The sequence below is a fragment of the Curtobacterium sp. 9128 genome (assembly GCF_900086645.1).
Taxonomy (GTDB): Bacteria; Actinomycetota; Actinomycetes; order Actinomycetales; family Microbacteriaceae; genus Curtobacterium.
In genome coordinates this window covers 3,825,912-3,844,214 of the sequence record NZ_LT576451.1, presented here as the reverse complement: position 1 = coordinate 3,844,214, position 18,303 = coordinate 3,825,912, and the positions used below count along the sequence as shown (strand labels likewise).

At 67.7% G+C, this 18,303-nt stretch carries 19 protein-coding genes; 9 read left to right on the top strand and 10 right to left on the bottom strand.

Translation table 11 applies throughout. The annotated features are described in order from the left end of the window. Positions 1–563 precede the first annotated feature (563 nt). From QK288_RS18345 to QK288_RS18335, 3 genes are all read right to left on the bottom strand, one after another. A complete protein-coding gene (locus tag QK288_RS18345) occupies positions 564–1,496 on the bottom strand; it encodes a TIR domain-containing protein (protein ID WP_281265707.1) in 933 nt (310 codons plus the stop codon). Between the two features lie 1,370 nt (positions 1,497–2,866). Continuing rightward, on the bottom strand, positions 2,867–3,085 hold the full coding sequence (locus tag QK288_RS18340; protein ID WP_281265706.1) for a hypothetical protein: 219 nt from the start codon (positions 3,083–3,085) through the stop codon (positions 2,867–2,869). Positions 3,086–3,325: 240 nt separating this feature from the next. Then, complete coding sequence (locus tag QK288_RS18335) at positions 3,326–3,754, bottom strand: hypothetical protein (RefSeq protein WP_281265705.1); 429 nt, start codon at positions 3,752–3,754, stop codon at positions 3,326–3,328. 192 nt (positions 3,755–3,946) lie between these two features. On the opposite strand from QK288_RS18335, the gene QK288_RS18330 reads away from it, so the two are divergent. Then, complete coding sequence (locus tag QK288_RS18330) at positions 3,947–5,083, top strand: serine hydrolase (RefSeq protein WP_281265704.1); 1,137 nt, start codon at positions 3,947–3,949, stop codon at positions 5,081–5,083. 84 nt (positions 5,084–5,167) lie between these two features. On the opposite strand, the gene QK288_RS18325 is transcribed toward QK288_RS18330, so the two are convergent. The 4 genes from QK288_RS18325 to QK288_RS18310 form a co-directional block, all read right to left on the bottom strand. Beyond that, positions 5,168–5,593 carry a PRC-barrel domain-containing protein gene (locus tag QK288_RS18325; RefSeq protein ID WP_281265703.1) on the bottom strand — a complete coding sequence of 142 codons (426 nt, stop codon included), beginning with the start codon at positions 5,591–5,593 and terminating at the stop codon, positions 5,168–5,170. Positions 5,594–5,662: 69 nt separating this feature from the next. Further along, the gene (locus QK288_RS18320) at positions 5,663–5,830 is read right to left on the bottom strand and encodes a hypothetical protein (RefSeq protein ID WP_281265702.1); all 168 of its coding nucleotides are present in this window, start codon (positions 5,828–5,830) and stop codon (positions 5,663–5,665) included. 229 nt (positions 5,831–6,059) lie between these two features. Continuing rightward, positions 6,060–7,109 carry a methionine synthase gene (locus QK288_RS18315; protein WP_281265701.1) on the bottom strand — a complete coding sequence of 350 codons (1,050 nt, stop codon included), beginning with the start codon at positions 7,107–7,109 and terminating at the stop codon, positions 6,060–6,062. Between the two features lie 21 nt (positions 7,110–7,130). After that, positions 7,131–8,111: a putative oxygenase MesX gene (locus tag QK288_RS18310; protein WP_281265700.1), complete on the bottom strand. Its 981-nt coding sequence runs from the start codon at positions 8,109–8,111 to the stop codon at positions 7,131–7,133. Positions 8,112–8,230: 119 nt separating this feature from the next. Here QK288_RS18310 and QK288_RS18305 point away from each other — a divergent pair, with 119 nt between their 5' ends. The 3 genes from QK288_RS18305 (at position 8,231) to QK288_RS18295 (ending at position 10,844) form a co-directional block, all read left to right on the top strand. Beyond that, complete coding sequence (locus tag QK288_RS18305) at positions 8,231–9,172, top strand: LysR family transcriptional regulator (protein WP_281265699.1); 942 nt, start codon at positions 8,231–8,233, stop codon at positions 9,170–9,172. A gap of 26 nt (positions 9,173–9,198) precedes the next feature. Next, a complete protein-coding gene (locus QK288_RS18300; protein ID WP_281265698.1) occupies positions 9,199–9,630 on the top strand; it encodes a hypothetical protein in 432 nt (143 codons plus the stop codon). Positions 9,631–9,854: 224 nt separating this feature from the next. Next, complete coding sequence (locus QK288_RS18295; protein ID WP_281265697.1) at positions 9,855–10,844, top strand: NAD-dependent epimerase/dehydratase family protein; 990 nt, start codon at positions 9,855–9,857, stop codon at positions 10,842–10,844. A 36-nt stretch (positions 10,845–10,880) separates the two neighbouring features. On the opposite strand, the gene QK288_RS18290 is transcribed toward QK288_RS18295, so the two are convergent. After that, positions 10,881–11,846: an SDR family NAD(P)-dependent oxidoreductase gene (locus QK288_RS18290; protein ID WP_281265696.1), complete on the bottom strand. Its 966-nt coding sequence runs from the start codon at positions 11,844–11,846 to the stop codon at positions 10,881–10,883. Between the two features lie 63 nt (positions 11,847–11,909). On the opposite strand from QK288_RS18290, the gene QK288_RS18285 reads away from it, so the two are divergent. The 4 genes from QK288_RS18285 to QK288_RS18270 all read left to right on the top strand — a co-directional run bounded on the left by QK288_RS18285 (position 11,910) and on the right by QK288_RS18270 (position 14,616). Continuing rightward, positions 11,910–12,455, top strand: a complete 546-nt coding sequence (locus tag QK288_RS18285) for a TetR/AcrR family transcriptional regulator (protein ID WP_281265695.1) — start codon at positions 11,910–11,912, stop codon at positions 12,453–12,455. A 31-nt stretch (positions 12,456–12,486) separates the two neighbouring features. Continuing rightward, complete coding sequence (locus tag QK288_RS18280; protein WP_281265694.1) at positions 12,487–13,131, top strand: hypothetical protein; 645 nt, start codon at positions 12,487–12,489, stop codon at positions 13,129–13,131. A gap of 451 nt (positions 13,132–13,582) precedes the next feature. Further along, on the top strand, positions 13,583–13,936 hold the full coding sequence (locus tag QK288_RS18275; protein ID WP_281267629.1) for a metalloregulator ArsR/SmtB family transcription factor: 354 nt from the start codon (positions 13,583–13,585) through the stop codon (positions 13,934–13,936). Then, positions 13,933–14,616, top strand: coding sequence for a cation transporter (locus QK288_RS18270; protein WP_281265693.1), 684 nt, complete (start codon positions 13,933–13,935; stop codon positions 14,614–14,616). Before QK288_RS18275 ends, QK288_RS18270 begins: the two co-directional genes overlap by 4 nt. A gap of 658 nt (positions 14,617–15,274) precedes the next feature. Here the strand turns inward: QK288_RS18270 and QK288_RS18265 are convergent. Both QK288_RS18265 and QK288_RS18260 read right to left on the bottom strand, forming a co-directional pair. Continuing rightward, the gene (locus tag QK288_RS18265) at positions 15,275–15,751 is read right to left on the bottom strand and encodes a hypothetical protein (RefSeq protein ID WP_281265692.1); all 477 of its coding nucleotides are present in this window, start codon (positions 15,749–15,751) and stop codon (positions 15,275–15,277) included. 90 nt (positions 15,752–15,841) lie between these two features. Beyond that, complete coding sequence (locus QK288_RS18260) at positions 15,842–16,231, bottom strand: tautomerase family protein (protein WP_281265691.1); 390 nt, start codon at positions 16,229–16,231, stop codon at positions 15,842–15,844. 143 nt (positions 16,232–16,374) lie between these two features. On the opposite strand from QK288_RS18260, the gene QK288_RS18255 reads away from it, so the two are divergent. Then, entirely contained in the window at positions 16,375–18,267 is a 1,893-nt protein-coding gene (locus QK288_RS18255) for an ABC transporter ATP-binding protein (RefSeq protein WP_281265690.1), read from the top strand. The last annotated feature ends 36 nt before the right edge of the window (positions 18,268–18,303 follow it).

Below are 18,303 nucleotides of genomic sequence, written 5' to 3'. Positions count from 1 at the left end.
CTGTCGATCGGCGAGCGGACGGTCCGAACTCACCACATCCCAGAGAGGTTGAGGACAACAGTCACCATGAAGAAGGCTGCGACTAGGCCGAAAGCGACCCAAGCCCCGATCGTTACTCGGCTGCGAGGCGCACCCCCGGCTCTCGATTTGATCGCTACAGCCCACCTGGAAGCGAGGAATTAGCTGCCGCCAGCGCACACAAGCACCGCGAGTGTCCCAAGTACCGCACCGCCCTGGCCCGCGCAGACGCCGACGCCGACGCAAGGAACATGGGCTCAGGCTAATCAGGGAGCCTGCCTGTAGAGGGATCGCTATCGGGCGGTTCGCGCGGGTGTTGCGAGCTCTGCCGCATCGGCCGCGGGATCGGATTCTGTCGCCGGTCAGGTTTCTGTTTGCCGTCGGGGACGGCTGTGTAGAGCATCGTCGTCGAGTTGAGCCTGGCGGCGCATGCGTGCAATAGAACCCCACCTTCGTGCAGAGCCTTCCGAAGTCCAAGGGGCGGGTCTACAACCCGCGTCGGAACCGGCAGTTCATTGCCGCTCAGGGAGTCACTACGGGAAAGCTCATCCGAGCTCAGGTTCGTCCTGCCCCTCGGCTGGAACGTCGGTGTCGGCAGGCTCGACGAGGTCGTCGACTTCGGGGAGCAGCAGTTCCCAGCTGAAGTGCCACAACGCCTCGGGATGTAGCCGGCGCAGGCGATGCTGCAGGATGGGGCCGTAGGTGGCCTGGTCGTCGGCAGTGCCAGCGAGCCGCACTCGGATTGAGCCCGATTCGGCCGTACCAACCGAGACGAGACGGACTTTCGCAGCCGTGATCTCATCAATCGTGTTCGATATGCCAAACGCGATTCGATCAGGCAACACTGCCTCTCCCGCAAAGCCGAAGTGGCTTCGTCGATTCGCTTCGCGCGCACGGGCGGACGAACTGCTGGACCGGCGCTGGAGCGCTTCGATGTTCCTGACGCGATCAACAACTTCGGCAAGCATGTCAGCCGAAGTGCGCAGCGGCTGGTGGGGTGCGTTCGAGTCAGGGGTCCACGACGCTTGAAGCGTTGGCCATGCGCTGTCGAAGAGGATTTCGGTTGCGCTCACGGGCATACCTGGGTCCGCCGCTGCTGCGATCTGTATGAATAGGTCGCGCATGTCCTGGCGGTCGGTGAACTTCGTCGCCTGACGCGGTCGTAGCGGACCATCGAAGTCAGCAAGGCTCAGATCAAGCAGCACTGTGGCAACGGGGTTGTCGAGGGTGCTGGCCATCGCACCGCCCTCGTAGTTGATCCAGGGCTTTGTGTGGTTCGCGGCGGAGAGGACGACGATCCCGTAGTCATTGCTGGCTAGCTGTGCATCGATGAACGGAACGCCGCGCTCGCCCTTCGGGATGTCCTGGCTCGAGACGAAAGGCTGAGCTCGTCCAGCGCAGACCGTCGTGATCGCGGAGCGCAGCGCCTCGGCTACACGACGTTCGGCTTCCCCGGACCAGCTGATGAACACCTTCACAGTTCGAACAGTAGCGTGCCGACATCCTCGGTTAGGCCTGCGCATCGATTGTTGAGCCCGATACTGTGATGCAGCCGGAGCAGGACCGCTGATCGTGGCTTCGAGCCGTGCACTGATCGAGGCGGGTCGACGGTGGTGTGTCGTCACGATTGCCCCGACTGACGCAACGCAAGGTCGGTGCGGCGGGAATGGTCCCGACCCAGTGTTTCGTGCTCGGGCCGATCGGGCAGTCGATCACTGCCGTGAATCTCCTAGTCCGTACCTACGAAGCTCTGGGTACGGTCTCCGTCGCCCCTACCGACTCCTGGACTCCCGCTTATGCGCGTACTTGTCGTCGATGATGAGGTCGCTCTCGCTGAATCGTCGCGAGGGGATCGACCCGGCGGATATGGCCGTCGAAGTCGCCTACCGTGGACGACGCCGACGGAATCCTCGCGGGGCATGACAACGAGGTCGTGGTGCTCGACCGGGTATGCCGGGTGACGAGGTTACGAGGCGCCTGGTTGCCCGCGGTGAGATTGTCGGTTGCGCTCACCGCGAGGCCGAGCACCCCGGCGCGTGCGGTCCCGAACCCCCGCGACGAGCTGCTGCGCGTAATGCGGATGTTCCCGAGTGAGTCCGCGCAGGGTTCCGATCGCGAAGAGAGCACCGCCGACGTCTAGTCCGACCGCGAGAATCCGAACTGCGACGACGAGGTCCTCGCACCGCGATCAAGGTTGTGGTTGTGGTTGCGGTGGCCCAGGTTGCCGCGCCCGCCCACGGGTGCGTGTATCGGGATCCCCGCGCGTTCATGGTGAGCGGAGGGCGGCGCTGAGCCTGCTGCTGACGCAGGCAGCAAGGCTGACCGTGCTGATGATGGTCGAGGTGGACTTTGCCTCATCACGACAGGGATCGTCGCCGCGGAGGGCTTGTAGTTTGAGCACGTGCTGAGTTCTTGCGCAGACCGTGACGCTGACAACGCACACGCTTGCCAGAGCTCTGCACGCGGCCGACAGGCTTACTGCCGTGCTCACCGAGCACCAGGTGCGGCGGCGATCGGGACCGTGGAGCCGCTCATCTGCGTCAGGTCAGAGGGCCAGCAGTTGCTGGCCCTCTGACCACCGGATGGAGAGCGGACTACTTTCGCGCTACGACTGCCGCAGCCTCACTGATGGTGACGCCGGGGTGAGCTTCCCGGTACCGTCGGACTGCTTCGGGGTCAATCGGTCCCCTCGTCAGGGTGGTGGTACTTCCGACGATGGGCGAACCGAAGGCCGTGAAGCAGAGCGTCGCGAGCGCGAGGATCCCTGCGTACATCGGTCCGAAGAGCGAGTACGCCAGGATCGCCGCTGCGAGACCGCCGAGCGTGATCAGCGCTGACGTTCGCCGCTTCACGAGAAGCACCTCTGCTTGACGGCCGCAATTCCGAGGAGCTCGGCCCCGAGAGCTGCCGCTGCCCCAACGAGGGCCTGGATCTTCTCCCACTTGAAGGAGGCACCCCAGAACAGTTGCACAGCCTTTGCGACGCCTCCGAGGCCGTCGAAGAGCTTCTTGATGACGGCCGCGACGATCGCCGACTTGGTCGGTGTGATCGAGGCGAACGACTCCATCGTAGTCTCCTTCCAATGCCGGCCCGGATACCGGAAGCTCATCTTCTCGGCTCGTGATTAGAGTGTCAACGCTGAAACTTCACGATGTGCAAGGACGCCTTCGGTGGGCAACCGGCCGAGCGATCGGGACTGCGCGGACGAGGTCGGTGTGCTTGTCCGAACGTGGAGGTTCAGACCGGATGGCAGAGCGCTCTTGGCTTGAGGACCTGTCCACGGCGCGCCCACGGTGTGTCGAACGGGTCAGACCTCGCCGAGCACCTTCCGCCAGGCCGCCGTGAGAATGGCGAATTCCTCGTCGGAGACGAGATCACGCACCCCGGTCGCGAGCACCGCGGACCGCACGGCTTCCTCGGCGCCAGCGCGGTCCCGCAAGTGCGCGTCCGAGTGCCGCACCGCGCGTCCGGCCTCCTGCGCAGCCTCGATCTCCTCGACGCGTCCCGCAGCGCCAGCGGCCTCAAGTGCGTGCTGCCACGCGGCAACGAGGTCAGCGTTCGTGACCATCCGTCCGTCGGCGCCTCCCTGGATCGCGAGCGATGCGCTCGGTTCCGGCAGCAGGATGCCCTCGTCGGCCTTCCAGGTGACGTCGAGTGCCTCTGCCTCTTCGGCGGTGATCTGCCCGGCGCGGGCGATCATCGCCTGCAGTCCGGCGTTGCTGGTGGTGTCCGTCACGGTGCCCTCTCCGACCGACGCGTCCGCGTGGTCTCGTCCATCTTCCTGGCCGCCTCGCTTCCGGCGTTCAGCGATCACACATCGCGGCGTGGGGGCTGAGGCGTGTCGACCTCGTCGCTCGTCGCTCGGCGCACGGCCCTGTGTGCCGCCGGGATCGATAGGAGAGCTCCGCCCACGAGCAGGACCGAGGCGATGATCACCGACGACGGCGTACGAAGCGGGGTGATGAGGATGCTCAACACGCACCAGACGACGGTGAGCGTCCCGGAGATCAGCGTCGGACGCAGCGCGGCACGGTGCCCTGTCTGCCAGGCCCGGGCGCTGGACATCGTGCTCCTGGTCCGGACCCCCGCGAACCCGTTCCGACCCAGCGATCCGATTGCGGCTCGCCACGTCACCCAGGCGACGAGTACCGCTGCACCGATCTCCACCATCAATGCGAACACCATTGCTCCTGACACGGCGCCGACGCTAGCGTGCTGGAGTGTGAACGGCAAAGTACCGGGCGACCGGTGGCGAGGGAGTCTTCGTACAACTGGTGGCTGGCGAACCGTCAGCGCGCCCCGAGGGCCCTACGCTGACGCATCGTTGCTCGAGTGGGGCAGCATCACGAAAGGGCTCGTCGGGACGACAGCTTCGATCACCCTCGAGGTCGAGCGACCGGTCGCGTACTACCTCCCCGGTGTGCCCGATGCCGCGATGGCCGTTGCCGACCTCGTCCACCACACCTCCGGGCTTCCACGGGTACCGGCAACGATCCGGGACAGTCTCTTCCGCGACCCGTACCGCTCGGCCGTGGGTGTTCCGCTGGACCTGGCAGCCGCGCTCCCGGTCTCGCCTCGCGGGCAGTACGTGTACTCGAACCTCGGGTACGCGCTCCTGGGTGCCGTCCTCGACAAGGTGCACGGGGACTGGTTCGCCGCAGTGCGGGATCACGTCCTGCAGCCAGCCGGCATCACGTCGGCCGCGCTCGTTCCCGATCCGTCGGATCGCGTCATGCCGAGGCTCCTCGGCCGCGCGATCCGGCCGTGGGCGCTCGGTGCGTCGTCATTCGCGGCGGCAGGTGGAGTGTGGTCGACATTCGACGATCTCTGCCGCTATGCCGACTGGGCGCTCGAATCAGGTGCTCCGCGTTCTCGCACGGTGAGTTGGCAGCGCTCCGTAACGTCCATCTGGATCAACGGTGAGGTTCGAGCTGCGGGGGCGGTGATCGCCAGTGCGGGTGGTGTCACCGCCGTTGTCCACGCGCTCGCGAAGGCTCCGGGCGCGACGGATCGGATCGCCGCGGCGCTTGTCGAGCAGGAGGTGCGGAGGACGCCTGACGGGTGACCATGAGACCAACGCGGCCCACCTGGCGGAGTCGGGTCGAGCCTCCAGGTCGGATCTGGAGCCTGGCCGAGGTGGGGAGCGTCGTCACGCTGGCGGCGTCGTTCCCGCGCCCTCGGTGTCGTCCGCCCCCGCCGGACCGGTGCCGGCCTGGTCGAGGTTCTCGTGTGGATCGCCCATGTCACCGGTCGCCTTGCCCGCGGGGGACAGCCCGAAGTGCTTGCGGACGGCGTTTTCCTCGGCGAGGGACAGGGTGTTTCCGGCTCCGGGGGAGGGTGCGCCCTTGATCGCGCTCTTTGCGTACCCGACGTGCAGGTCGGTGCCGTCGAACGTGGCGTCCTCGACCGGGACGAGGGTGGTGTGTCCTCCGAAGAGCCCGGTCGCGACACTGACGAACGCAGCGCTGCCGTCCGAGTCGGAGGGGAACACCTGCGCGACCTTGCCGACCGATGCGCCGTCGCGGTCCCGGACGGTCGCGTTCTCGATCTCGTGGATCGTGCTCTTCGTGATCATGGGCGTAGTAAACGCCCTGCGCCCGCGGTAGCCGGTCAGATAGCGATGTGCGTCACGAGGCTGACGGAGTCATTGACGTCGTGCCGCGACGACGAAGACTGCGGCCGCGATGCCGAGCACGACCAGGACCGACAGCCACGCGAGGCCGGGAAGGTCGAACAGGAGGATCGCCACCGCGATGGCGATCAGCACGACGGGTGTTGCGAACCACAGCGCGGTCCGTGTGTTGGCGTTCATCTGGTCTCCCTGTGTCGCACGGACGCAGACGATGACCGACCTGGCGTCCGAGTTGGCTTCGGAGCGGATCATTCGAACTCTAGCCGCACCCGCCCGGACGGCGGTCTCGGCTCGTCGGTAGGCGAGCCCCGTAGCAACGCGACGCGGAAGCCGAACGCAGGTCGAGCCTCCCGGCTGTGTCGCGAGCCGAGCACCTGACCAACGCAACGAAGACGACGGCTCGCAGCGGTCAGTGCGCCACAGGTGCGGCGATGCTCGCGAGTTCAGTCCGGACGATGTCCGCTCCAGCGGCCAGTGCGCCGAGCTTGTCCAGCGCAGCACCCCGCGCCAGCGGCGCCATCCCGCAGTTGGAGCTCGGGATGAGCTTGTCGGCGTCGACGAAGTCGAGTGCACGACGGAGCACCTCCGCGACCTCCTCCGGCGTCTCGACGGTCTCGGTCGCGACGTCGATCGCCCCGAGCATGACCTTCTTCCCGCGGATGAGGTCCACGAGGTCGAGCGGGACGTGGGAGTGGATGCACTCGAGCGACACGATGTCGATCGAGGACTGCTGCAGCAGCGGGAAGGACTGCTCGTACTGGCGCCACTCCGCCCCGAGGGTCTCCTTCCACTTGTTGTTCGCCTCGATGCCGTAGCCGTAACAGATGTGCACGGCGGTCTCGGCGCGGAGGCCCTCGGCGGCGCGCTCGAGCGCGGCCACGCCCCAGTCCTGCACTTCGTCGTGGAAGACGGTGAACGCGGGCTCGTCGAACTGGATGATGTCGACGCCGGCCGCTTCGAGCTCCCGGGCCTCCTGGTTGAGGATCGTGGCGAACTCCCACGCCAGCTTCTCGCGGCTCTTGTAGTGCTGGTCGGAGAGCGTGTCGATCATGGTCATCGGGCCGGGCAGCGCCCACTTGATCGGGCGGTCGGTCTGGGCGCGCAGGAACCTCGCGTCCTCGACGAAGACCGGCTTCCGGCGGCTGACGGCACCGACGACGGTCGGGACGGCCGCGTCGTACCGGTCGCGGATGCGGACGGTCTCCTTGCGGTCGAGGTCGACGCCGTCGAGGTGCTCGATGAACGTCGTGACGAAGTGCTGGCGGGTCTGCTCGCCGTCGCTGACGATGTCGATGCCGGCGCGCTCCTGCTCGTGGACCGCGGCGCGGAGTGCGTCCTGCTTGCCCTCCGTCAGTGCTGCCCCTTCGAGCTGCCAGGGGGACCAGAGCTTCTCGGGCTCGGCGAGCCAGGACGGTTTCGGCAGGCTGCCGACGATGGAGGTGGGCAGAAGGGTGCTCATACTCGTGGAGTTCCTCACGGTTCAGTGGGTCAGGGCGGCGGGGTGCGTTGCCCACCGCTCGAGGAGTGCTCGGTGCGGCTTCACGAGGTGCTCCTCGGTGTAGCGGCCCTGGGTGACGCCGAGGCGGCTGCGTTCCTCGCGGTCGTAGGCGACGCCGGTCGAGGAGAAGTCCGTGTGCTCGAGGGTCGGACGGTAGGTGCTCGGCGCGGGCGTGTTCGCGTTGTAGATCTCGGGCCGGTAGATCTTCTGGAACGTCTCCATGGTGCTGATCGTGCCGATGAGCTGCAGGTCCGTGTAGTCGCCCAGCAGGTCACCACGCGTGTAGAACGCGAGCGGAGCCTTCCCGCCGGCGGGCATGAAGTAGCGCACCTGCATCCCCATGCGGCCGAAGTAGTCGTCGGTCAGCGACGAGTGCTCGTGCAGGTACTCCGCGCCGAGGACCGGGTGGACGGTGCCCGACTGCTGGTAGGTCTGGCTCGTCGAGACGCTGATGCAGACGACGGGCTCGGCGTCGAAGTGGTCCTGGAACGCAGGAGACTCCAGGAAGCGCTGGAAGAGCTGGCCGTGCAGGTACCCGAAGTGCTCAGGGATGCCGGCGCTCTTGTCGAGGGTGGGCAGCAGTACGGAGAAGTCGTAGTCGCGGAGGTACGACGAGAAGTTGTTGCCGAGGATCCCCTGGTGGCGCTCGCCGGTGTGCTGGTCCACGATCGTGACGTCGAGCATCTCGAGCAGGGGGAACTGCTCGTCCGAACCTCCGTCGACGAAGTGAGCGGCGACCGAGACGATGTCGAGCTCGACCCGGTACCGGTCGCTCGAGGGGTCGCCCACAGCGAGGTCGTTGCACCGACGGTCGATCATGGCGATGGCACGGCGAAGGTTCTGCTGACGCTGCTCCCCGCGTGCGAGGTTGGCGAAGTTCGTGGTCAAGCGCGAGCTGTCGGCAGGGGAGTAGTCCTCGTCGAAGCGGGTCCTGGTGATGCTGAAGGTGAGGTCGTTCGCCATGGTCGGCAGTCCGTACGTCGAGCGCCCGGAGGCACTGGGGAAGGGGTACCTCGATGATGTCGCGATTCGACGGCCATCGGGTAATCCCCAAACGCTATGCGCTGGTATAGCCTCCGCCTATGGCTCGTGTCTCGAACGACATCACCTTGCAGCAGCTCCGGTACTTCATCGAGGTCGCGACGGAGGGCTCGATCAGCGCGGCGGCCGACCTGCTCTACGTCGCGCAGCCGACGCTGTCGGCTGCGATGAAGGACCTGGAGGCTCGGATCGGCCGGGCGCTCTTCGTGCGCTCGGCGCGTGGTGTCGTCCTCACCGTCGACGGCGTCGAGTTCCTCGGGTACGCCCGCCAGGTGGTCGAGCAGGTCTCCCTGCTCGAGCAGCGCTACGTCGGTGGGCAGCCGTCACGTCGGCTGCTCGGGGTCTCCGCCCAGCACTACTCGTTCGCCGTGGAGGCCTTCGTCCGGATGGTCGAGGGCGCCGCCGCGGACGAGTACGAGTTCTCGCTCCGGGAGACGCGCACGTGGGACATCATCGAGGACGTCCGCACGCTGCGGAGCGAGGTGGGCATCCTCTACCGCAACGACTTCAACCGGCAGGTCCTCGGGAAGCTGCTGCGGGACGCCGGAGTCGTGTTCACGCCGCTGTTCGTCGCGCAGCCGCACATCTTCGTGTCCCGGCGGAACCCGATCGCGTCCCAGGCGCGTGCGACCCTTGACGACCTCGCCGACCTCCCTCGGCTGACGTTCGATCAGGGTGCGAACAACTCCTTCTACCTGGCGGAGGAGATCCTGTCCACGATGTCGAGCAAGCGGGAGATCCGGGTGTCCGACCGGGCGACGATCTTCAACCTGATGATCGGCCTCGGCGGGTACACGATCTCGACCGGGCTCATCAGCGACGACCTCGACCCCGAGATCGTCGCCATCCCGCTCGACGTCGACGAACGCATCGAGATCGGCTGGATCGCGCACGCGTCGGTTCCGCTCACGGTGCAGGCGCAGACGTACCTGGATGAGTTGCGGGCGGTGGTCACCGGCTACGGGGTGGAGCCGCTCGGGTGAGCGCTACCGCGATGTAGGTTCCGAGCATGGAACCAGCTCCGGACGACCGCACGGAACGCGCGGACGGGGCCCGTTGGTGGGTCCCGTGGCTCGTGGGCTTCCTCGTGAGCGCGGCAGCACTCATCGCCCTCAGCGAGGTGTTCCCCGTCGCCATGGCAGTGCTCGCCGGCTACGGATCGAGCGTCGGCGCCGCGTGGAGGGGCCGCGGGCAGACGGCCGCTCGGGCGAGTCGCGGGCACTGGGTCGCGGCCGGTTGCTCCGTCGCCCTGTTCGTCGGACTCGGGCTGCTCCTCGGGGCTGTCGGGCTGTCCTTCAGTGACGACCAACGGGGGAACGCGGCCGCCGGTGCCGTGGTCGGCGGGGTCCTGCTCGCCGTCAGCGGTGGCGCGCTGCTCGCGATGGTCCTCGCCGTCCGACGACGACGACGCCGCCGTCGACTACTTCGCGCCGACGACTGACCGTTCACTCGGGATGGCCAAAGAGGGAGAGGAAGGTCCAGACAACGCCGATCACCGCCAGTCCGACAGCGAGCACACGAACGAGACCAGTGGGGGTAGCACTCCGTTGACCGCGGCTGCAAGGCTCAGCTCGCTGTCCGTCGGTCGATCGCGAACGAGACAGCCGAGTTTCGCTCATCGCGGACTGGCGGACGAATCGACGCCCAGCACGATTGACTCCGCGTATGCGTGCGCTGGTGCTGGGCGGAACAGGGTGGCTCGGTCGCGCGATCGTCCGCGACCTCCTCGGTGCAGGAGCCGATGTCACCTGCCTCGCTCGAGGTGAGTCGGGCGGTGTGCCCGACGGAGCCGAACTGATCCGCGTGGATCGTCGAGGACCAGGCGCGTACGAGGCGTTGGGTGGCGACTGGGACGAGGTCATCGAGCTCTCGTACGACGTTGATCTCGTCGAGCCCGCCCTCGACGCACTCGCGCATCGCGCGGCCCACTGGACCCTGGTGTCCTCCGTGTCCGTGTACGCCCGGAACGACGAGCCGGATGCTGACGAATCAGCACTGCTCGTGGAGCCGACCAACCTGACGGAGTACGCGGATGCGAAGGTCGCAGCGGAGCGAAGCAGTGCCGCCCGTCTCGGTTCCCGTCTCCTGATCGGACGGCCCGGGCTCATCGTCGGGCCAGGCGATCCCAGTGACCGGTTCGGGTACTGGCCAGCGCGGTTCAGCAGGAGCGGTCCGGCCCTGGTGCCGACGGCCTCCGGTCGGTTCGTCCAGGTGATCGACGTCGACGACCTCGCCGCTTGGATCGGTCAGGCGGGACGAGCGGGCCGCACGGGTGTCGTCAACGCCGTCGGGGAGGCGCACCCGATGCGCGACTTCTTCCGCAGCGCGGCCGACATCGCGGGCTTCGACGATGACCTCGTGGAAGTCGACGACGACGCACTGCTCGCCCAGGACGTCCGGTACTGGGCGGGTCCTCGTTCGCTGCCACTGTGGCTCCCGCACTCGGACGCGGCGTTCGCCCAGCGGTCGGCTCGCGCGTTCCAGGAGACGGGCGGAGTCGCTCGGCCACTGGACGAGACACTCGCCGATGTGCTCGCTGACGAACGGTCCCGTGGCGTCCCCCGGCCTCGTCGGTCAGGTCTCACTGAGTCCGAGGAGCGGGCGATCCTGCACCTGGGTGGAAGCGAACACTCTCCTGAACCGCCGTCTCGGTGACCGATTCTCCGTGGGGACGCTGCTGGCTGGGTCGGTTCAGCTGCTGAGGAGCTCGTCCGAGACGGTCCAGAGCCGCTGCGCGAGTGCGGGGTCGAGTGCCCACGCCTTCACGCCGTGCGGGTGGTCCGCCATCGCTGCGTCGTCGGGCACGGTGTATGCCTCTCGGCAGTCGTCGAGGTAGTGGCCGCCCGTGTGGGCGAACTCATCCGAGACCGCGGCGACCATCGTCGTCGCGGCGCCCTGTTCGACGGTCTTGTAGGTGAAGACGCCTGCTGCCTCGGCTGCGTTGAGGGACGCTTTCTGCTGCTCGGAGAAGTGGCGTTGCAGTCCGGTGACGATCCCGCCGGGATTGACGGCGTTGGCAGTGATGCCGTCATCTGCCCACTTTCGGGTGGCTTCGACTGCGAAGAGCGAGTTCGCGGTCTTTGACTGCGCGTATGCAGTCTGGGGGTTGTAGGGGCGGTGGTCGAAGTCGAGGTCGTCGAAGTCGATCCCCGCGCGCATGTGCGCGGTCGAGCTGAGTGCCACGACGCGGGCTTCGCCACGGTCCATGGCGCCTACTGCGAGGGCCCGGTGCAGACCGGACGTGAGTGCGTGGTGTCCGAGGTGGTTCGTGGCGAACTGGAGCTCGCGGCCGGCCATGGTGCGTTCGAGGTCGGCCGCGACGAGCCCGGCGTTGTTCACCAACAGGTGCAGCGGCTTGTCCCATGTGTTGACGAAGGCCGTGATGGAGCCGACGTCGGCCAGGTCGAGCCGGGCGACGACCGGACGGCGCATCGTCGATGCCTCGATCATGGCCGCGACCTTCGCGCCGGCGGCGGGGTTTCGCACTGCGAGCGTCACGGAGGCACCGGCGGCCGCGAGCGCACGGGCAGTCTCGACCCCCAGTCCGGAGGAGGCCCCGGTGACGACAGCTCGGACTCCATGGAGGTCGAGCCCCTTGACGACGTCGGCCGCGGTGCTGCTCGCGGCGAACCGGGTGGTGATCAACGGGGAGGTCATACCGTCACTATACACAGTAGACATTATCTGTAAAGTAAGCATAGCTGCGGGTAGGCTTGTGGCGTGCCTGCTTCCACTCCTCACATCGAAGACAGCCGCCGACGCTCGGTGCTGGAGTCCGCGCTCGAGACATTCGCTCGCGTGGGCTACCGAGGCGCGTCGATGGAAGCGATCGCGAGGGCCGCACGGATCTCGCGACCGGGCCTGTACTTCCTGTTCGAGTCGAAGGAAGCCCTGTTCCGCGAGGCCGTGTCGCACGTACTGTCGTCGGATCTCGCCGCCGTCGAAGCGACCTTCGCGGACGACACGATGCGGTTCCAGGATCGGCTCGTGGCCGCCTTCGATCGCTGGGCGGGGAGGTATGTCGGTCCGATGGTGCGTGACGTGCCGACAGTCATCGCGGACAACCCGTTCTTGCTCGACGACGTTGCCTGCGCAGCGCCAAGCCGGTTTGCCGACTTCGTGGAGGCCGCTGTGTGCCGCGAGATGACGAACGGTGCGTCGGTCGCGCAGACCCTGAACAGCGTGTCGGTCGGATTGATCCATCAGGTCTCCACACGCGAGGAGTACCTCGAGCGCCTTCGCGTGGCGGTCGAACTCCTCACCTGATGGCCTCTTGCCGACCGGCTTCAGACGTCCGGTGAACGACCGGCTGTCGAGACCCCGTTCTCGCCGCGTCAGCGCCCGTTGGCGCAAGATCGAGGTCGTGCGTTTCGACACCGTTCTGGCCCCAACCGACACCCCGGACCTCCTGGCGGAGGTCGCCGCGCTTCGGCGCCCTGCTCGACGACTCGCTCGCGGGGTGACCATGATGCGGGGCGGCTCGGCGCAGGCGCGGCAGTTCCAGCTCGTCGTCGACGAGCGCGACGAGAGCTGGACGTGTGACCGGCAAGGCGACCGCCACCGCGATCAGTACGCGGATGGTGTCCTCCACTCGATCGACGGGCCGGTGGAAGTCGGCTTCGCCCGCAGCGGCACGGTAGCGCCTCCGGTTCGGCTGCTCACCCCGGAGCTCCTGCCGATGTGGGGTTCGCCCGCGAGCTTCGTGCCGATCCTGGTGCAACGGATCCGCGGGCACTGGCTGCTTGTGACATGCGAGCACGAGCGCGATCCGGCGGACCGCGTGACGGTGGTCATCGACGAAGGGGACGGCATCGCGCACCGCTGGTACGGCACGAGCGAGGTCACGGTGCTCACGGAGGTCCGAGTGATGGACGATGACGAGCCCGCACCGCTGCGTCCTCGCTTCTCCCGTCTGTCGGAGTGGCCAGCGCTCGAATACTGAGGGGCCGCGCCGCCGTCTCGCTCACCGAGTGGTGAGCGAGACGGATCGGGGTTCCAGGCGGATGTCCGTCCCCGTCGACGCAGCGCGCGAAGAACGATGAGCAACAGCAGGAAGCCGAGTGAACTGCTGACCGAGAAGCTCAGGCCGACACGCACCGTGACGAACGTCCGATGTCCGAACAGTGCGTTGAGCAAGAGGCCGAGGCCGACGGCGAATCAGGTGATCAGTGCAGCGCAGACCGGTTCGAGCCATGGCGGCGACAGCAACGATGCTCGGTCAACCAGGAGACCCTGCTCCAATCGTGCTCGTGCGGCCTTCTCTCGATCCCGGATCGCGGATCGCGATCCCCGCGGCCCGCGCTGACGCGGGCCAAGGCGAACACCGGCCGAACGATCCGATGACCGATCGCTCACCGTTCACCTCATGTCACCGTGCGCTGTATAGTCAGCGAATGCTGACCATAGCGCCGAGGCTCGACGTCATGAATCGACTGGGGCGGGCGCTTGCCGACCCGACTCGGTCGCGGATCCTGCTCCGGCTACTGGACGGCCCCGGCTACCCGGCGCGATTGGCGGACGAGCTCGAACTGACGCGGACGAACGTGTCGAACCACCTCGCGTGCCTGCGTGGGTGTGGCATCGTCGTCGCCGCACCGGAGGGACGCAGCACCCGGTACGAAATCGCCGACCCGCACCTCACGCGTGCCCTCGAAGCGCTCGTCGACGTCGTCCTCGCCGTCGACGACGGCGTCGGCTGCACCGACGCGGACTGCGACGTGCCGCTGTGCTGCGGAGTCGGCGCATGAGCGCCACCATCCAGCTCAGCACGCCACTCTCCGCCGCGCGGCGGCTGCTCCTGCAGCGCCGGGTCCGGTGGATCGTCGCGGCAACCATCACCTACAACGTCATCGAGGCGATCGTCGCGATCAGCGCCGGTACCATCGCGTCGTCCACGGCGCTGGTCGGCTTCGGCCTGGACTCCATCGTCGAGGTCCTCTCCGCCGCGGCTGTTGCATGGCAGTTCGCCGGCCACGACCCCGAAGCGCGCGAACGCACCGCGTTGAAGGTCATCGCGGTCTCGTTCTTCGGTCTCGCCCTCTACGTGAGCGTCGACGCGATCCTGGCACTCACCGGCATCCGCGAACCGGAACACAGCACCGTCGGTATCGTCCTCGCCACGGTCAGCCTGGCGATCATGCCATTCCTCAGCCTCCTGGAACGCCGCACCGGCAAGGAACTCGGCTCCGCATCAGCGATCGCGGACTCGAAGCAAACCCTTGTGTGCAGCTACCTCTCCGCCGCCGTCCTCATCGGCCTGCTGCTGAACACCCTCTTCGGGTGGACCTGGGCCGATCCCATCGCCGGCCTAGTCGTGGTCGTCTTCGCCGTCCGCGAAGGCCTCGAAGCGTGGCGGGGCGACGCCTGCAAGCAACCCGTCTCCGCCCTCACGGGTGAGCGACAGGTCGACGCCTGCGACTGCTGCTGACCGCGCAGCCCACCGATGCAGCGCGGCGAGCGATTCCTGCTGGACTGGTTCGAGGCCGAAGCCCTCGCCCCGGGCTACCGCCTCCGGTCCGCCGACACCACCGAACCGGTCGCTGACATCGAAACGCTGCCGGAGGCGTGCCGGGTGTGCATGCTCCGCTCCGGGCGGCGAGGCTGAACATGACCGCGACCGTGATCGCCGACCACACGATCCCGCCCGCGGACGGACGGGCATGGTGCCCGGTGACCAGCGCCGTCACCGACTGCGCGGTCAGGTAGACGGCGAGGGCGATGAATGCCACGCCGATAAGCCGTAGCGCTCGCTCCTGCCGGGCGGCGCCGGTCCCCGCCAGCTCCCAGAGGACAACGACGCTCGCGCCGATCTCGATGACCGAGTCCAACCCGAAGCCGGCCAACGCAGCCGACGCTGCACGCACCGCGAGGACAGCGAGGACGACGGCACCGATCACGTTCCACGCGAGCGTGCACCACTCCAACCCCCGACCGACGCGGAGCAACCGCACTCGGTGGACGTCGTCGACCGGAGCGGTCATCGACGTGACGGCGGCGCGGGAGTGACGGTGAAGGCGTCGACGTTGCCCATTGCCTCGTGGACGTGCTCGGACGCATGGGCGGCGACGTGCGCAGCCTCGTGGAGGTCACTGGTCTCCACGACGATCGTGGCGGAGCGGCACCTGACCACCTGACCGGTGGCCGATCGGCCAACGGGCTCGCGCTGCCCCGTGGCGATCCGACTCGTCGTCTCGAGTGACTGCTCTCGGTCGTCGCAGGACGACCCCTGCGCATCCCGCGGCCAGGCAACCGCAGACAGCCCCCGCCGGAAGAACGAGTTGCCACCCGCCGACAGTCAGCAGCAGACCGCCGATGACGGCAGCGACGAAGGCCAGCGCTCCCACGACGACCGATGCGCGGCGCACCGGATGCGCCGCGAGTTTCTGCTCCGCGCGGTTCCTCACGACGACCCCGACCCACGCGACGGTGGCGGCGACCGCGACACCCAACGGGATCGCGGCCACTGATGCGAAAGCCACCGATCCCCAGCTGACGTAGTCGTACCGGATCTTCCCGAGGCTGAACATCCCGACCGCGAAGACTGCGCCGGCGACGACGACCACAGCCGGTAGCGCCGCTCGGCGGAGCCAACTCGTCATCGCCCCGTTCCGAGATCCCACCATGTCGACAGCGTAGGACCGCGCGATCCAGGCTCAGACCTCGACGGTGTAGTCGAGCGCGAGGTCTGCGGCGTTCCGGCCCCGGATGCCCCAGTTCACCTTCGGCGTCTCGGTGATCGTGATCTCGACACTGTGCGACGAGATGCCGACAGCGGATTCGATTCGAGCGAAGAGCTCGCTGATGAGGGTTCGCTTCGCTGTCTCGCTCCTGCCCTCGAACATCGAGATCTCGATGATCGTGTAGTGAGGACCCCGGTCTTCCGGATGGACGAAGTCGGCGGGGTCAAGGCCGATGAACCGCTGGAACCGCTTCTCTGGCGGGTAGTCGAGCGCCTTCATGATCGCGCCGTGGATCGCGTCCGAGAGAGCGGCACGGTGTGCGTCGAGGGACGCGCGGAGGGCGAAGACGACGACTTGTGCCACGACGGAATGCTACCGAGCGCACGAAACGCGGGGCCCCGTCCGTTGCCCGCCGCGGTCGCAGGATTGTCGCTGGCCGCCCGTATCCTTGCCACTCGGGCGCCGAGCCGACTCCCCTCGGTCCGGAGCCCACGGAAGGAACAGCCATGAGCATGGAAGGCGCGGCCTGGAGCTCGCTGTACAAGATCTCGACCGCCAGGGACGGCAAGCACGGCATCTCCCGTGAGTCCGTCCGACGGATCATGACGTTCGCCGTGCCGTACCGGGCCAAGTTGGTGGTCTTCATCGCGCTGTCCGTCGTCGGGGCGTTCCTGGCAGTCGCGACGCCGGTGCTCGCAGGCCAGGTCGTCGACGTCATCGCTGCCAAGGGGGCAGTCGGCACGATCGTCTGGCTCGCCGTCGTCATCGCCCTGGTCGCCGTCGCCGACGCCGCCGCGTCGCTCGTGACCCGCTGGTACTCGGCACGGATCGGCGAAGGTGTGATCCTCGACCTCCGCACCGCCGTCTTCAACCACGTGCAGAAGATGCCGATCGCCTTCTTCACCCGTACGCGGACGGGCGCGCTCGTCAGCCGTCTCAACAACGATGTGATCGGCGCGCAGCAGGCCTTCAGCGGCACGCTGTCCGGCGTGGTCACGAACATCGTGGCGCTGATCCTCACCCTGGCCGTCATGCTCAGCACGTCGTGGCTCGTGACCGTGCTCGCGGTGGTCATGCTCCCGATCTTCCTCATCCCAGCACGCCGGATGGGCAGCCGGCTCGCTGCGCTCCGCCGCGAGGCCGCTGATCACAACGCAGCGATGAGCACGCAGATGACCGAGCGGTTCTCGGCGCCGGGCGCCACCCTCGTCAAGCTGTTCGGTCGTCCCGACGAAGAGGCCGAGGAGTTCCGGGTGCGCGCCGCCCGCGTCCGCGACATCGGTGTCAGGAGCGCCCTGCTGCAGTTCGTCTTCGTCACCGCGCTCACGCTCGTCTCCGCACTCGCGCTCGCGCTCGTCTACGGGGTCGGCGGCTCCCTTGCACTCGGTGGGCAGCTGAACACCGGCGACGTGGTGACGCTCGCCCTGCTGCTCACCCGCCTCTACGCCCCGCTGACCAGCCTGGCGAACGCGCGGGTCGAGATCATGAGCGCTGTGGTCAGCTTCGAGCGGGTCTTCGAGGTGCTGGACCTCGAACCGCTGATCCAGGAGAAGCCCGACGCGGGCACCGTCCCGGACGGCCCGGTGTCGGTCGAGTTCGACGACGTCCGCTTCGCGTACCCGGCGGCGGACAAGGTGTCGCTCGCCTCACTCGAAGAGGTGTCCACGCTGGACACCCGCGGTGGCGAAGAGGTCCTGCACGGTGTCTCCTTCCGCATCGAGCCAGGGCAGACCGTCGCGCTCGTCGGGACCTCCGGTGCCGGCAAGTCCACGATCGCGCAGCTCCTGTCGCGGCTGTACGACGTCGACAGCGGGGCGGTGCGGCTGGCCGGGAAGGACGTCCGCGACGTCACCTTCGCGTCGATGCGGCACTCGCTCGGCATGGTGACGCAGGACGGCCACCTGTTCCACGAGACCATCCGCTCCAACCTGCGCCTCGCCCGGCCCGGGGCATCCGACGACGAGGTCTGGGACGCCGTCCGCCGTGCTCGGCTCGAGCCGCTCATCCGGTCCCTGCCCGATCAGCTCGACACGATGGTGGGGGAGCGCGGCTACCGGCTGTCCGGTGGTGAACGCCAGCGGATGACCATCGCGAGGCTGCTGCTCGCGCAGCCGCGGGTCGTCATCCTCGACGAGGCGACGGCGGCGCTCGACTCGACGTCCGAGGCCGCGGTGCAGGCAGCGCTGAGCGAGGCGCTGGAGGGACGGACCGCGATGGTCATCGCACACCGGCTGTCCACCATCCGGAGCGCTGACTTGATCCTCGTGGTCGAGGACGGCTCGATCGTGGAGCGCGGCACGCACGAGGAACTGCTGGCTGCCGGCGGCCGGTACGAGGAACTGCACCGCACGCAGTTCGCGGTGCAGAAGAACCTGGCTGTCGAGGAGAACCTGCGCTGACGACCCCGGACAGGAGGCGCGGTGCGGGCTGACACC